Origin of the sequence: Parabacteroides distasonis ATCC 8503, from assembly GCF_000012845.1 — a bacterium.
GTDB lineage: Bacteria > Bacteroidota > Bacteroidia > Bacteroidales > Tannerellaceae > Parabacteroides > Parabacteroides distasonis.
In genome coordinates this window covers 4,736,834-4,752,126 of sequence record NC_009615.1, presented here as the reverse complement: position 1 = coordinate 4,752,126, position 15,293 = coordinate 4,736,834, and the positions used below count along the sequence as shown (strand labels likewise).

Here is a 15,293-nt window from a genome sequence, read left to right as displayed (position 1 = left end):
TTAATATTCGTCAACTTTCTGGTCTACACGGAACTTATCCAAACGTGCTTGCAGGCGAGTTTGGATATCAGCATATTCCGGATTATCGTATAAATTATTCAGCTCATTCGGATCACTTTGCAAATCGTAAAGCTCGTTGCAATTAATCGCGTCATTATGCTCATTCTTCTCTCCATAGAAATGGATCAATTTATAACGACTGTCACGCACGCCATCGTGACGACGTACCATATGGATAGCTGGATAATCATAATAATGATAATACAGATACTTGCGCCAATCTTTTGGTGTCTCGCCTCCAAACAAGGGAACTAAAGAAGTTCCTACCATATAATCAGGTTTCTCGATACCGGCTATATCCAGATAAGTTGGGGCATAGTCAATGTTCTGTACTAAGGCTGTACATTCACTTCCCGCCTTGATTTTAGCAGGATAACGGATAATCAACGGCGTACGGAAAGATTCCTCATACATGAAACGTTTGTCGAACCACCCATGTTCACCCATGTAAAAACCTTGATCCGAGGTATAAACGATCACGGTATTATCCATAAGTCCTTCTTTTTCCAGATAGGCGATCAAACGTCCCACCTCATCGTCAATAGATTTGATGCAACGTACGTAATCCTTGATATAACGTTGATATTTCCATTTAACCAAATCCTCACCTTTCAGGTTCTCGTTAATGAATTTTTCGTTACGAGGCTTATAAGAAGCGATCCAAGCCTCCCGTTGTTCCGGGGTCATACGATCCAAAGAGGCCTGCCAACCATCAATATTCCATTCCTTTTTATAAGCCTCCTTATCTTTAAGCTCATCTACCTTCAAATCATAAACCAAAGTCATATTTTTGTCTATACTCATCTCTTGTGTACGTGCGGCATCGCAACGAGTGGCATAATTATCATTGAAAGTATCTGGATATGGGAACTCTACATCCTCATATAAATCCATATATTTCGTATCCGGCATCCAGTTACGATGTGGAGCCTTATGATGAACCAGCAGGCAGAAAGGCTTATCCTTATCCCTCTCTTCCAAAAACTCGATAGCGTGATCGGTCGTAAGGGTCGTCGCATATCCCTCTTCTTTTACATACTTGCCATTCGATTCTTTACTTTTGAACTCCGGATTATAATAATCTCCTTGATCCCATAACACATGATAATAATCAAAACCTTTCGGCTCACATTGCATATGCCATTTACCGACAACACCTGTCTGATAACCGTGCTGTTGTAAGATTTCAGAGAAGAATACTTTTGTCGTATCAATACCTTTTCCTAACTGTCTTTGTCCGTTTTGGTGACTGTAAAGACCGGTCATCAAACAAGCACGGCTAGGAGTAGACAGAGAATTCTCTACAAAGGCTTGCCTGAATAACATACCTTCCGCAGCCAAACGATCTAAATTTGGTGTAGGAGCCAATTTACCTAGCGCATGTCCATAAGCGCTAATAGTTTGATACGAATGATCATCCGTCATGATATGAATGATATTGAGCGGCTTCTCTGCCACTTCTTTTTGCCCTGTTCCGCATGCGGAGAACAAAAGGGCAGGGGCTAATATAGCTCCATAATTAATAGTATTTTTCATATATAATTATTTTATGTAACCTACTTCCCGACGATTCAAACCTATTTGTCCCGTGAGATCATCTCCCAGATCCAACCGAGCCTCTTCTGCTATAGATTGTAATAGACGAACCACCTCCGGATATTGATCTTTCACATCATATCTTTCTCCCGGATCTCTACGCAAATCATATAATCGTACTGGCTAATTGATTGCAAACAGTACCTCTAGGAATCACTCCTTTCCAACGCATGATACAAGGAACGCGTTGTCCTCCCTCAAACGTGGTAGCTTTCGCTTCTCTCAAACCTCCGGTACTCCCGGCATGATTACCAAAACTAAACCAAGGCCCATTATCCGACGTAAAGATAATCAAAGTATTTTCATCTAGGTTTAATTCCTCTATTGTTTCTAGAACTTGTTGGACACTCCAATCTACCTCAAGCATGACATCCCCATATAAACCTTGTTTACTCTTTCCTTTAAATTTGTTGGATACAGCAAGCGGAACATGTGGCATCGAGTGAGCAAAGTAAAGAAAAAATGGTTGTTCACGATTCTTTTTGATAAACTGGATCGCCCGTTCCGTATATAATGTAGTAAGCTCGGCTTGATCATTCAATGTCCACAATTCTCTTATTTTTTCATTTCCGTCGATTAATGGTAATGCCGGATGCCGTAATTTGTTTGGTAAATTAGATGCTGGAGTCACTCTATTCCCGTCATAATCTACTGGCCACATATCATTGGAATAAGGCAACCCAAGATACTCATCAAATCCTTGTTGCAAAGGCAAAAATGGATAAAGGTGACCTAAATGCCATTTACCGACCATTCCACAAGAATAACCTCTAGTTTTTAACATTTCCGGAAGAGTTTCCTCATTAGGGGCCACTCCTATACGGCCTTGAGGCATCAATGCCCCCGAAATCCCCACTCGATTTGGATAACACCCTGTAATTAATCCGGCTCTCGATGCGCTACTTATAGGTTGGGCTGCATAAAAGTGGGTAAAAAACATTCCTTCAGAGGCCAGTCGGTCAATAGTAGGCGTGTTATATCCAGAAGCACCGGTGATTGTTAAATCGCCATATCCCATATCATCCATAAAAAAGATCACGATATTAGGAAGTTTGTCCCGGGCTTGTATAATAACCGGGGTAACAGTTGCTACCCCAGTTATAAATAACAATTTTCTAATATCCTGCATTTTGTACTAAATTAGGATTCAAGTCTATCTCGGATTGAGGGATCGGCATAAGGATCATATGCTCCTTGATATTTTGCGCAATCTCAGTTTTATTAGCTTCCGCTACTTTTGCTTCATATGCACTATGCTCTTTCATTCGTTGAATAAATGTACCGGTACGTACTAAATCGAACCAACGATGTCCTTCGTGAGGGAATTCCAGCCGTCGTTCATTTAATATAGCTGTACGAAACTCATCCTTCGACATAGGTTTAAAGTTTCCAGAATCATCACCAAAAGCACGTTCCCGTATCCTGTTTAACATAGCGAGAGCCTTTGTAGATTCGCCCACTTCATTTAATGCCTCTGCATACATTAATATAGCGTCCGCATACCTGATAATGTGCATATTTACATCGCAACGGTCACCCGTTTCAAGCCCTTCAACCCAGAACTTACCGCTAAGTGGTATACTTGATTTCAATATTTCACCGGTTTTAAGATGAGCGAACTCTGTTTTAAAATTAGTCTTTTTTCTCAAATCTCGATTATCAAACTGGTCATACAATTCTTGTGTCGGGATATCAGCCTCATTAAGGGCAGAGATTCCTAAGCTCCCCGGAATGGAATATTTCGGACCAGCAAGCGCCATTTCACCATTATGTTGAAATGGAGGTTCTTTATACTCAATATAAAGTACAGCCTCAATACCAGCCTCTGTATCTCGAAGCCAGTTCGCATGGTAATCTTTGTGTAAACCGAAGCCATATTCAGATTCATGCTCGACTACCTCCGCCAATTTATCTTTCGCCTTTTGGAAATCCCCTTTAGTCAAATAGACTTTACCGAATAAAATTTTAGCGGCCCCTTTGTTGATACGGCCCTCATCGGAAGCCGAATATTCAGATCTTAAAGGAAGATGTTCTTCCGCAAATGTAAGATCTTCTATAATCTGATCATAAATCAGTTCTTTAGAATCACGTGGTCCTTTTGAATCTTCTACGGTTTTCAAGTCTAAGATTAGAGGAACATCGCCGAAGAAACGAACGAGGTTGAAATAGTATAGAGCACGAAGTGTACGAGCCTCAGCGATCAATCGGTTCTTTTTACTTTCATTCATTTTGATCTCTGGAATCTTAACAATCGCCGTATTTGCCCTAGAAATACCGGAATAACAATTTTTCCACATATCTTTTACAAATGTATTCTGAGAGTTAAATCGCAGAAACTCCAAGTCTTGTAAGTTTGCGTTCGGCATACCTAAACCATTTTTCATCATATCGGTAGGTAGCTCTGCCATCATATACATCAAACGGTTATATAAGCTGTTTAATTGCTGATAAGTAGCATCTACCGCTGCCTGTGCGTCTTTCTCGCTTGTATAAAAATTATCCACGACCAAACGGTCCACGGGATTCTCGTCAAGGAAAGAACAACTGTTGATTCCACAAGAGAAACAGAAAGCTGAAAATATATATATGAACGATTTTTTCATTTTGAGTCGATTTAAAAGTTATTTAATATCCAATTTAATGCCAAACATAAAGGTACGGGCTTGCGGATAACCGCCAAAGTCCTCTCCTGCCTCTAAAGTTGAAGCGCCTCGATAGCTCACTTCCGGATCATAGCCTCTGTATTTAGTCCAAGTCAATAAGTTTTGTCCGGTTACGTACAATCGCAGACCTCCGATATGTTTCCAATTCAATTTCGGGAAACTATAAGACAATGAGACAGTTTTTAATTTCAAGAAAGAACCGTCTTCAATGAACCGATCACTTACGATATTATTCCGATTCGTTGTCGCTTTTTGGTATTCATTACTTGGATTCGTAGGTGTCCAACGGTTCACGAGATCCTGATATACATTTTGTCCACCAGTCGGCGACTCAAGCTCCATTGCGTTATAATTGAAAATCTTATTCCCATATGAGTATTGTAAGAATACGTTCAACTCAAATCCTCTATAAGCAAACGTGTTGGTCATACCTCCAAAGAATTTCGGATTTGCGTCTCCCAATATCTCCCGATCGTTTGTGGCATCAATCTTACCGTCTCCATTCAAGTCCTTATAACGACGGAGTCCGACACCGATAGGCGAGGGTGAAGAAGTTTGTTGAGCACATTCTGCTTCATTTTGGAAAATGCCGTCAAAACGATAGCCATAAAATACTCCAATTGGTTGACCAACGATCAAGCGACGGATATCACTCGTCTTTAAATGATCGTCGTATGTACCTACATCTTTATACGTTTCCCCACCCAACTCTAATACTTTATTCCGGTTGAATGAAATATTAAAGGCTGTTGTCCATGAGAATGCCCCGCTTAAGTTGTCACTCTCAATAGAAAGCTCGTAACCTTTATTTTGGACACTACCAATATTTTTCAACATAGAATCATAACCGGAGGCGCTAGGAATCGCTACATTATATAATAAGTCCGTTGTTTTTTCGAAAAAAATAATGAGGAAGTTATAAATGGAGGCTTTTTCCCATGAGATCATTATCTTTGTACGAAACAATCCCGCAAATTATGGACGAGAAAGTGCTCGAGAAATTGAAAATCTTGGCCGAGTCGGCAAAATATGACGTATCCTGCGCTTCCAGCGGAACCTCCCGTTCGCATAAGAGCGGGGCTATAGGAAGTGCCGCGGGATGGGGCATTTGCCATAGTTTCGCTGAGGACGGACGGTGCATCTCGCTTTTAAAGATCATGCTGACGAATTATTGTATGTATGATTGCGCCTACTGCATCAACCGGCGAAGTAATGATTTGCCGAGGGCTACACTCTCCGTTACCGAGTTGGTGAATCTTACGATCGAGTTTTACCGGCGTAATTACATTGAAGGATTGTTTTTAAGCTCCGGCGTGGTCCGAAACCCGGATTACACGATGGAACGGTTGGTGAGAGCCATCAAGGATTTGCGCCTCGTACATCACTTCAATGGATACATACATATGAAGAGTATCCCCGGAGCCAGCCAAGAATTGGTAAATGAGGCTGGGCTTTACGCCGATCGTTTAAGCGTGAATATAGAGATCCCGAATGAGGCGAGCTTGCGGACTCTAGCTCCGGAAAAGGATTTTAAAAGCGTATTTGCCCCTATGCGTTATATCCAACAAGGTGTATTACAAAGCGCCGAGGAACGCAAGCGTTTCCGGTATGCCCCACGATTCGCTCCCGCCGGGCAAAGCACGCAGATGATCGTTGGCGCTACGGCGGATACCGACAAGGATATACTTCGTCTATCATCGGCCTTATATCAGAGACCTACGATGAAGCGTGTTTACTATTCGGGATTCATTCCGGTAAATGCGTATGATAACCGTCTTCCGGCACTTACCACGCCTCCGCTGGTCCGTGAGAATCGTTTATATCAAGCGGATTGGTTATTGCGTTTTTATCAATTCAAGGTAGATGAGATTGTCAATGACGCATATCCGGATCTGGATCTAGACGTGGACCCGAAGTTGGCTTGGGCCCTGCGGCATCCGGAAGTCTTTCCAGTAGATATCAATAAAGCGGATTACGAGATGCTTCTTCGGGTTCCGGGAATTGGCGTGAAATCGGCAAAGATCATAATCGTTTCCCGGCGTTACGCTAATCTCGGTTCAGAGCAGTTGAAGAAAATAGGAGTGGTCATGAAAAAGGCTAGCTATTTTATTACTTGCCGGGAACTCCCGACGCAGACCGTGAATGAGGTCAGCCCTGAAACCGTCCGGCAACTATTGACGAGAAAGAGCGGAAAGAAAGTCGACGATCGGCAGCTCATACTGCCTTTTATAGATTAACGCCTGTTTTATAAGAAGGATTGATAATGATTATATTTGTTTACGACAAGACTTTTGAGGGATTGCTTACCGCCGTATTCGACGCCTATTCCCGCCGGACTTTTCCGGATTTGTTAGTAACCGAGGGTGAGCCATTTCCATTGTTCTATGACGAGGCGATACGGATCTATACAGATGACCGGAAAGCAGAACGGGTATGGAAAGGGCTTGAGAAGAAAATCTCCAAGTCTTCTCTTTCCGGGCTGACGGTAACTTGGTTGTCGGAATTACCGGAAGTAGACCTGTTGTTATTCAGATATATCCGCAAAGCGATCGACGCTCCAGCCACGATTGAGTTCAATCTTGGTGACCCGGCCATATTGGAAACGGCCAAGATCTGGAAGAAAGTAAACAACGAACGCTTGCGAGTGATGCAATTCTTTCGTTTCCAAAAAGCGGCGGATGGAACTTACTTTGCTGCCATCGCACCTATATATAACGTATTACCTTTGGTATTACCTTATGCGCAAGACCGTTTCGCTGATCAGCAATGGCTCATTTACGACTTAAAAAGAGAGTATGGATATTATTATGATCTTAACGATACGATAGAAGTCCGTTTCGAAGAGAAAGATTCACACTTATTGACCGGATTGCTCAGTGAGGATATCATGGATAAGGATGAGAAACTTTTTCAAAGTATGTGGAAGGAGTATTTTAAGTCTATCGCTATCAAGGAGCGTTTAAACCCACGGCTTCATCGCCAACATATGCCGGCTCGTTTTTGGAAATATATGCCGGAGAAGAGATAATAGTATAATTGCTATTAATCAGCCAATTACAGTTTTTGTTAATTTCATTATCGAAAAACTAAAGTTTTTTCAGCAGGAAACTAGAGTTTCTCCATTGGAAAACTTTTGTTTCATCTAAGGAAAACTAAAATTTCGTGCTATAGAAAAAAATGTTTCTCTCATATAAAACCAGCCTGCTATTTAACGAAAAAGGGATGAACTTAATATCAAGTCCATCCCTTCTTATTACAATCAACACGTTTCTCCTATAGCTCACGAATCCAGATATTACGGAAGCTGATCGGCTCGCTAGGATCGCCATGGCTCTGCAGGATGATAGGGCCTGCGCCATGTTTCTTCACTTGCGGGAAACCGATCCACTCTGTCGTACCCAATATCGTCGTATGGTTCTGCAAAACCACGCCGTTCTGGATAACCGTTACGGTTGGATGCGTGCGATAAGAACCATCTTCCTTGAAAGTGGGGGCGGTATAAATGATATCGTATACGTTCCATTCGCCCGGTTTACGCATGGCATTGGCCAAAGGAATGGATTGTTTGTAGATACTACCAGTCTGGCCGTTCACGTAAGTCGGGTTATTGTAGCAGTCTAACACTTGAACCTCATACATCCCTTGTAGGAAAATACCGCTGTTGCCTCTCGACTGGCTCTCTCCTGTGATATTCGTCGGGACTTGCCATTCGATATGCATCTGGAAATCGTTGAATTTCTGTTTGGTCTGGATATCACCCTTCTTCTTGTTTACGGTAAATACACCATCATGCACATCCCATTCGGCGGCACCGCCCTTTACGCTCTCCCAAGCGGAAAGATCCTTGCCGTCAAACAAAACGATAGCGTCGGAAGGAGCCGTGAAACCTCCACCTTTTAAATCTGTACCCGGAGTGACTACCGGCGGAACAGGTTCGTAAAACTCGGACATCTCATGCGTGATACCCGCATAACCTGTAGGCATCTTGAACTCTTTTTTCTTGTCTTGAGCGACAACGGTAACGCAACCCGCTAAAGCGAAAGCCGCAACTGTAAGCAATCTTTTGTTCATGGTCTAAAATGATTTATTAGTTAGTTAACATTTCTTGCTGCAAATATACCGTTTTTTGCCGAGACTGATAACGATTTGTCAGAAATCTTATTGATTATGATCAAATAATCTTTTCTCGGCCAACTGCTCAAACTTGGTGTTCGGACGACCGTAATTGCAATACGGATAAATACTTATACCGCCTCTCGGTGTGAATATACCAGTAATTTCGATATATTTCGGATCCATTAATTTTATCAAGTCCTTCATGATAATATTCACGCAATCCTCATGAAACGCCCCATGGTTGCGGAAGCTGAATAAGTAAAGCTTCAAGCTCTTGCTCTCTACCATTTTCACGTCGGGGATATAATCGATATGAATCGTAGCGAAATCCGGTTGTCCGGTAATCGGGCAGAGACTGGTGAATTCCGGGCAATTAAACCGTACCCAATAATCATTTCCTTGATGCTTGTTCGTAAATGCCTCCAATACCTCCGGAGCGTAATCCTGTTTATATACGGTAGAGCCACCTAATAAATGCAACTCTCCTTCTTGTTTTCTCTCGTCCATTTCTTTCATTTACTTTTGATTCTCTTCTTTCCTTTTCAGATATTTCTCCAATCCGTCCTTACGAAGTTTGCAAGCCGGACAATGCCCACATCCCTCAGCCATAACACCGTTATAGCAAGTCAGCGTCTGCGTACGTACTAGATCAAAGACGCCCAGTTCGTCCGACAATTCCCAGACTTCGCTCTTATCCCGGTCCATAAGCGGGGTATGAATTACGAATTGCTCATCCATCGCCAGATTTAATGTTACGTTAAGAGAACGCACGAACGTATCCCGGCAATCCGGATAACCACTATAATCAGCCTCGGAGACACCCGTTACCAAATGATAAATCCCCTTACCACGGGCTAAGATAGCGGCGAAAGTAAGGAATACCATATTACGGCCGGGCACAAACGTATTCGGATAGCTATCCTCCGGCTTCTCTTGATCCATCTCTATGCTCGCATTCGTAAGCGAGCAATTGGGATCTAACTGGCTGATAAGCGATACGTCCAATAACTGAAAAGGTACGTCCGCATCCGCAGCGATCTTTCGAGCGACCTCTATTTCCAAGGAATGTTTCTGTCCGTATGTGAAGCATACGGCCTCTACACGTGAAAAATGCTTCTTCGCCCAGAAAAGGCAAGTCGTGGAATCTTGTCCACCCGAGAAGCATACCAAAGCGGCATCTTGTTGTTTCATATCTTTCTTGTTTTTAATACGTGGTTTAGCAAGCACACGGAAAAGACATCTTTTCAGCCACAAAGATACGCTTTTTTTTAATTCTTTCGAGCGGCGATAAGCAACATCATCGGACGGCGAAGTTCGTCTCGCATCCCGGGAACCGTATCCAGCATCGATTCGTCCGGTTGAGGCTCCACCAGATGGGTGATACAGAAACCCGCCTTGATCAATCCGTTCACGTAAGTCGTAAGTGTCTTATGATATTTGGTTACATCCTCTCCCAAAAAATGAGCATGCCGGATTCCCTCTTGAAAATAATGATCCACCGGCCAATGCGCAGGTTTCCCTTCCGAATCGTAAATCCAATCTTGATTGCCATAAGCAGTAAAAACGGGATGTTCCACAGAGAAGACAAAGACACCCTCTTGCGTTAAACATTTATATACCTCTGTACAAACCGTATCGAACGACTCGAGATAATGGAATGTCAAGGAGCTGATCACGATGTCAAAAGAATTTGGAGCAAAATCAAAATCCTCGATTGCTATTCTTTTATATTCGATCAACGGGGAGGAATTTATCTCCCGTGCCTTGTCTAACATCTTCCCGGAAAGGTCAATGCCTAAAGCGAAGGTCGCCCCTCGCTCTATGGCATATCGACAATGCCAGCCAAAACCACACCCTAAATCCAATACACGCTTTCCGTTAAAATCAGGCAACATCTTCTTTAGCTCATGCCATTCTCCTGCTCCTCTCAGCCCTTGTACAGAGCGAGACATCTGACTGTATTGACCGAAAAAGCGTTCATCATCATACTTATTTTCTTTCATATTATATATTGTAGGGATATCTTGGCCGAAGATACTTATTTTTCGTAGATACCGACATGATTTCCTTCGCTATCTTCTAAAACGGCGAAGTATCCTTTATTTTCCGCTTCAATCTTTGTCTTGGGTATAATAATTTTACCCCCTTTATCCAATACTTTAGATAAAGTGTCCTCGATATCTTGGCTATTAAAATGGATTAAGATACCATCCGGCGAAGGTTGATAACTAGGAGCGTAGAACAAAGCCCCAACCACTTCTCCTTGCTCGATAAAACAAGCCATCTTCTCTGTCTCACACTCGAAAACCGATAGTTTTAACCCCAAAATAGTTTCATAGAAATTGATCGCTCGATAAAAGTCTACAGTTGGAATCTCGAAAAAAGCAATTAAATTGTTCATTTTGTTTTCTTTTTATAGTTACTGTTAATGTCCTCGCGAAGACATCACAAAAGTAGAGCGTATCGTATCTATAGGATAGAAGAAAAAGGACATCTTGATCATTCCGAGAAATAATCAGAATAAGGAGCGCATAAGGAAAGATACTCCGTGGGTGTATAGCCGGAAAACAGCTTAAACTCTTTTATCATATGTGACTGATCTGAAAACCCACATTCATAAGCTAATTGAGCGAATGAAATGGATGGATTCTGTTGTACCTTAAATAAAGCTCGTTGCATCCTAACGATACGAAGAAACTCTTTGGGCGTAGCTCCTACATAATCTAAGAAAATGCGGTTGAACTGTTTAGAGCTTAGGCATGCGGTTTCAGATAACTCAGAAATATTAGTTTTCGCTTGTTCATTTATTTGATGGAGGACTGCGGATATTCGCTTTAAGTTATATTCATAGCCTTCAAACCTATAAAGACGGTGAATCAAAAACTGCTCGATCAAGCGGATGCAAGTTTCATGGTCATCAGCCTCTATCACTTTTCTGGATAATATTGATAATTCCAAATCTGCTATAGCATCCACCGCTATAAGTTCTCCATAAAAGAACTTAAGGGGAAGTTGAAGGATGGCTCTTGCCGCGTACGGCTGAAAAACAACCGTGATCATTTCAATCTTTCCGGCTGACATCACATCTGAAAAGTTGAGGCATTGCCCACAGATGAACGCTTGAGGCTGCGATTCTTTTTTTCCTACTAATAAAAGCCTTTTACCTCTATGAAATACTAATTGTATGCAGCCCGTTGGTAAAGTCCGTTCAGATACAGAAACATCCGCGCCATCTTCCAGTATCCAATAATATCTCACATAAGGAGTTAATATATGAATAGGCTTTATTATTTTAAATGACTGCATCTTATAGAATTTAATTTATCGGGGCAAAGGTAAATAACCCCTAATCAATTCTATAGTAAAAAAGAGACATTTCATATAATACTGCGACATTAAGCTTCAATCAACTATTTTTGGGTATATTCAAAACTGTAGTATGCTTGATTTCATTAAGCACAAAAGAGCTTTGCATCTTCACGATGCCATGAACCTTGGTTAATTTCTCGAACACAAATTGATTATAGGCATCTAAATCCTTAAGAACCACTTTGACAAAGAAATCATAAATACCTCCCGTCGAGTAACATTCCATTATTTCATCGATATTCCGTATTTCTTCTTTGAAGCGTTCGATATGCTCATCATCGTGTACAGCTAAAGATACATTACAGAAAATGATCAAGGGTAATCCTATTTTTTTATTGTCAACCAATGCCACATATCCTTTTATATATCCTTCGTTTTCTAAACGTTTGATTCGTTCGTAAATAGGAGTCTTGGAGATATGAAGTTTCTCAGAAAGCTCTTTTGCATTGATCTTCGCGTCCTTTTGCAAAGAATGAAGAATTTCAATATCTGTCTCATCAAGTAGTGCCATAGTTTTTTTCCTGTTTTATTTGATTTAATATCCCCGAATTAGAATTATAGAATGCAAAACAGGACAAAAATAGGAAAATTATCGTATTTAAGCTTGACGTATAGGAAAACAATCTTCTTTAAATAACTTTGCAGCAAATAAAAATCTAATTCTAACACAATTATGTTTAAAAGTAAAGATCTTCTGTATCATAGTATCGCCATATTGACAGTCATTATATGGGGAACAACGTTTGTCTCCACAAAAATACTGATTAATACAGGATTATCACCGGTTGAGATATTGTTATACCGTTTCGTGCTTGCGTATTTTTGTATTTTGACTATAGCGCATCGACGGTTGTGGGCTAATTGCGTAAAAGATGAATTCTTATTGTTCTTGTCTGGATTATGTGGTGGTTCCCTATACTTCATAGCGGAGAATACGGCACTGGGCATCACATTGGCTTCCAACGTTTCATTATTGATCTGTACAGCACCGATCATTACAACGGTATTGTCTCACCTATTTTATAAAGAATCTCTTAGGAAAGGACTGTTATATGGATCTTTAGTTGCCTTATTTGGAGTCGGATTAGTTGTTTTCAACGGCAGTGTTCTTTTAAAAGTAAATCCACTTGGTGATTTTCTCACTTTAGTTGCCGCTACGATGTGGGCTTTTTACTGCCTTATCCTAAAGCGTTTGAGTCGTTCTTATCCCACCTTGTTTATTACACGAAAAGTATTTTTTTATGGGATACTTTCTCTTTTCTTCTATTTTGCGATCTACCCTTTAAATATCAAACTAGAGTTATTGAAACTGCCAGTCGTATATTTAAATATATTATTTCTGGGTGTCATCGCCTCAATGCTTTGTTATATCATGTGGAATACGGCAGTCAGAGCCCTCGGAGCATCAAAAACAGCCAATTATATTTACATTGTCCCTCTGGTCACCTTGATAACTTCTGCGATTTTTCTATCAGAAACTATTACGATAGCTTCTGGTATTGGCGCTTTAGCCATTATTAGTGGAGTTTATATCGCAGAGAGGTAAAAATAAAGAAGGGTTACTCATATGAGTAACCCTTTGATTTTCAGTGGTGCCACCAGGAATCGAACCTTTTGCTTCGGTTTATTCTAACTCCTTGAGTGACTGTACACTTATTACTTTATCTTTTATGAAAGCCATTGAATTAGCATCACACTAAATTCATCGCTTTTCGTAATTGTCTTTGCAATCGTCATCTCTTTGACAATGTAAAGGTAGATAAAAAGTTCGATTTCCGCAAATGTCAATAGGATTTTTATGAAATATTTTTTGCTCAAACCTGATAATGTTCCTAAAAGATGGCTAAGAGCCTGTCTAAATCTTACTCAATTCTATTTTGAGAGTTTTATCCAATATTTTTCAGCCATAGGCTGTAGCCTGTCTCTTATTGCCTTCATCACAGTATCGAAATCAAGCGCCTCTTTCCATTGAATTTTTCTAAGAAAAGCCTTCCAACGGCTTATGCGTGCCCTGTCTGTAGCAAAACTATCCGTAAACAGTTGCAAATCGGGGTTGTATGCAAGTCCTCGATTGTCGAACGTCGCTTCGATGGCGTCATACAAAGCGTCGTCATTCAAATTTCTCTTCGTCAGGAGCTGATAACAGTCAAAGAAATCTTTCATGCGACTGTTGAGAACATCACGGTCTATCATCGTATGGAACTTCTCGGCAATAACGGTTTCTAAAGAATATGCCTGTATATTCACAGAAGGGATATCCGGTAAAAGCAGAGGAAAGTCTATTGTTGTTGGATGTGGAATGACGACATCGCCAAAGCCAATATCTACAGACATATTATAAGCTATGGTATCCATATGGGCGGTAAAATAGAATCTTGTACCAGGATATTTCTTTTCGACCGTGATCGGTTCTATTTTGATACTTCCCGCGTCAAATGATACCCCATCTTCATCGCATACGATACCCAGGATTTCTTGGAAGACACGAGCCAGGAAATCCCTGTCACGACTGATCCTGTCCGCCATAAAATCCACATCAACCGTAGGACGAGCCTCAAGTCCGTTCATGGCATAAAGCAAAGAGCCGCCTTTCAACAAGAAATTGTCCTTGTACTGGCTTACAGAAACCCTGTAAAGCAGTCTCTCGTTGAAGTACCTTGCCAGAAGATACATGTATTTATAGCCTGTCTCATTCATGAGGTTGAGCAAGCGTGTCTTTACAGACTTGCCATAGTTTTTCTTTCCCATTATCTTATTCTATTGCGATTTCGAGGTAATTTTTCAACGTGTTAAACACTCTTAGGCGCTTGGCGTAATCCTGCAAACGGGCGAGATTACGGTTCGGCTTTTTCAGATAAGTACGTATTACTTCCGCGCAAACGTCCAGACCAATCTTGTTCCGGTACTTCACCGCGTCACAAACACTTCGTTCCATATCAGTAATATGAACTTTATATCCCGATATATCCGCATCCATAATCCCAAACTCCAAGTTCTCTTTTTTCCAATAATAAAGTTCTATAGGCAGGGCGTGTGGAAGTACTACTTTCCTTTTATTGGCAATGGCTATGCAAAAAGCAGGCGGGACTGTCGTAGACAGTTGATGATATGTCCAGGCATTGTATAGGCATACAACACCATTCGGTATTATCCTCTCCACGTCTATCATCGTGTTTAGCAATGCCTCGGGAGCGGCATATACTCCATGACGCAATCTTATCAAATCGCCACGTTCTTTAGCCCGCAACACCTGTTTATATTCCGACAGGTGAGATATATCCGTTGTGGATATAGTCCCTCCGAGAGACGCAACTTTATTAACTATATCATTCATATAATCCACCTTAGAAGTTCTTTTTCCATTCGCAAAAATACGATTATTTTCCGAATGACAGGTAATATTCTACGGTAAATTTACAAAAACGCCGTAGAATACTATCAGTATCCGTTTTTCATATAAATCATATCTATAGAAGAAGCCCTGTGCCA

Annotated in this window: 15 protein-coding genes and 1 pseudogene; 3 read left to right on the top strand and 13 right to left on the bottom strand. The window is 41.1% G+C overall.

What is annotated here, in order from left to right; genetic code table 11:
• From BDI_RS19635 to BDI_RS19620, 4 genes and pseudogenes are all read right to left on the bottom strand, one after another.
• Window positions 1-1,596 carry a sulfatase family protein gene (locus BDI_RS19635; protein WP_012056226.1) on the bottom strand — a complete coding sequence of 532 codons (1,596 nt, stop codon included), beginning with the start codon at window positions 1,594-1,596 and terminating at the stop codon, window positions 1-3.
• A 166-nt stretch (window positions 1,597-1,762) separates the two neighbouring features.
• On the bottom strand, window positions 1,763-2,785 hold the full coding sequence (locus BDI_RS19630) for a sulfatase family protein (protein ID WP_012056224.1): 1,023 nt from the start codon (window positions 2,783-2,785) through the stop codon (window positions 1,763-1,765).
• Window positions 2,772-4,259, bottom strand: coding sequence for a RagB/SusD family nutrient uptake outer membrane protein (locus BDI_RS19625; protein ID WP_008772533.1), 1,488 nt, complete (start codon window positions 4,257-4,259; stop codon window positions 2,772-2,774). The genes BDI_RS19630 and BDI_RS19625 overlap by 14 nt, the downstream gene beginning before the upstream one ends.
• An 18-nt stretch (window positions 4,260-4,277) precedes the next feature.
• Window positions 4,278-5,222: pseudogene (locus BDI_RS19620) on the bottom strand (SusC/RagA family TonB-linked outer membrane protein); the annotation flags it as partial.
• A 74-nt stretch (window positions 5,223-5,296) separates the two neighbouring features.
• Between BDI_RS19620 and BDI_RS19615 the strand changes: the two are divergent.
• Complete coding sequence (locus BDI_RS19615) at window positions 5,297-6,556, top strand: putative DNA modification/repair radical SAM protein (RefSeq protein ID WP_005868650.1); 1,260 nt, start codon at window positions 5,297-5,299, stop codon at window positions 6,554-6,556.
• Between the two features lie 26 nt (window positions 6,557-6,582).
• A complete protein-coding gene (locus BDI_RS19610) occupies window positions 6,583-7,347 on the top strand; it encodes a TIGR03915 family putative DNA repair protein (RefSeq protein WP_012056223.1) in 765 nt (254 codons plus the stop codon).
• Window positions 7,348-7,592: 245 nt separating this feature from the next.
• Here BDI_RS19610 and BDI_RS19605 read toward each other — a convergent pair whose 3' ends face one another.
• The 7 genes from BDI_RS19605 to BDI_RS19575 all read right to left on the bottom strand — a co-directional run bounded on the left by BDI_RS19605 (window position 7,593) and on the right by BDI_RS19575 (window position 12,315).
• Entirely contained in the window at window positions 7,593-8,390 is a 798-nt protein-coding gene (locus BDI_RS19605; RefSeq protein WP_008772537.1) for a 3-keto-disaccharide hydrolase, read from the bottom strand.
• A gap of 87 nt (window positions 8,391-8,477) precedes the next feature.
• Window positions 8,478-8,942: a preQ(1) synthase gene (queF, locus tag BDI_RS19600; protein ID WP_005858434.1), complete on the bottom strand. Its 465-nt coding sequence runs from the start codon at window positions 8,940-8,942 to the stop codon at window positions 8,478-8,480.
• A gap of 9 nt (window positions 8,943-8,951) precedes the next feature.
• Complete coding sequence (gene queC / locus BDI_RS19595; RefSeq protein ID WP_005858432.1) at window positions 8,952-9,626, bottom strand: 7-cyano-7-deazaguanine synthase QueC; 675 nt, start codon at window positions 9,624-9,626, stop codon at window positions 8,952-8,954.
• A 77-nt stretch (window positions 9,627-9,703) separates the two neighbouring features.
• Window positions 9,704-10,438, bottom strand: a complete 735-nt coding sequence (locus BDI_RS19590) for a class I SAM-dependent methyltransferase (RefSeq protein WP_005858430.1) — start codon at window positions 10,436-10,438, stop codon at window positions 9,704-9,706.
• Between the two features lie 35 nt (window positions 10,439-10,473).
• A complete protein-coding gene (locus BDI_RS19585; protein WP_005858428.1) occupies window positions 10,474-10,836 on the bottom strand; it encodes a VOC family protein in 363 nt (120 codons plus the stop codon).
• A 98-nt stretch (window positions 10,837-10,934) separates the two neighbouring features.
• Entirely contained in the window at window positions 10,935-11,741 is an 807-nt protein-coding gene (locus tag BDI_RS19580) for an AraC family transcriptional regulator (protein WP_005858426.1), read from the bottom strand.
• A gap of 100 nt (window positions 11,742-11,841) precedes the next feature.
• A complete protein-coding gene (locus tag BDI_RS19575) occupies window positions 11,842-12,315 on the bottom strand; it encodes an Lrp/AsnC family transcriptional regulator (protein WP_005858424.1) in 474 nt (157 codons plus the stop codon).
• Window positions 12,316-12,477: 162 nt separating this feature from the next.
• On the opposite strand from BDI_RS19575, the gene BDI_RS19570 reads away from it, so the two are divergent.
• Window positions 12,478-13,350 (top strand): DMT family transporter, encoded by an 873-nt coding sequence (locus tag BDI_RS19570; RefSeq protein ID WP_005858422.1) that lies wholly within the window; start codon window positions 12,478-12,480, stop codon window positions 13,348-13,350.
• Window positions 13,351-13,676: 326 nt separating this feature from the next.
• Here BDI_RS19570 and BDI_RS19565 read toward each other — a convergent pair whose 3' ends face one another.
• On the bottom strand, window positions 13,677-14,552 hold the full coding sequence (locus BDI_RS19565; protein ID WP_008675090.1) for a nucleotidyl transferase AbiEii/AbiGii toxin family protein: 876 nt from the start codon (window positions 14,550-14,552) through the stop codon (window positions 13,677-13,679).
• 4 nt (window positions 14,553-14,556) lie between these two features.
• Complete coding sequence (locus BDI_RS19560; protein ID WP_005828819.1) at window positions 14,557-15,138, bottom strand: type IV toxin-antitoxin system AbiEi family antitoxin domain-containing protein; 582 nt, start codon at window positions 15,136-15,138, stop codon at window positions 14,557-14,559.
• Between the last annotated feature and the right edge of the window lie 155 nt (window positions 15,139-15,293).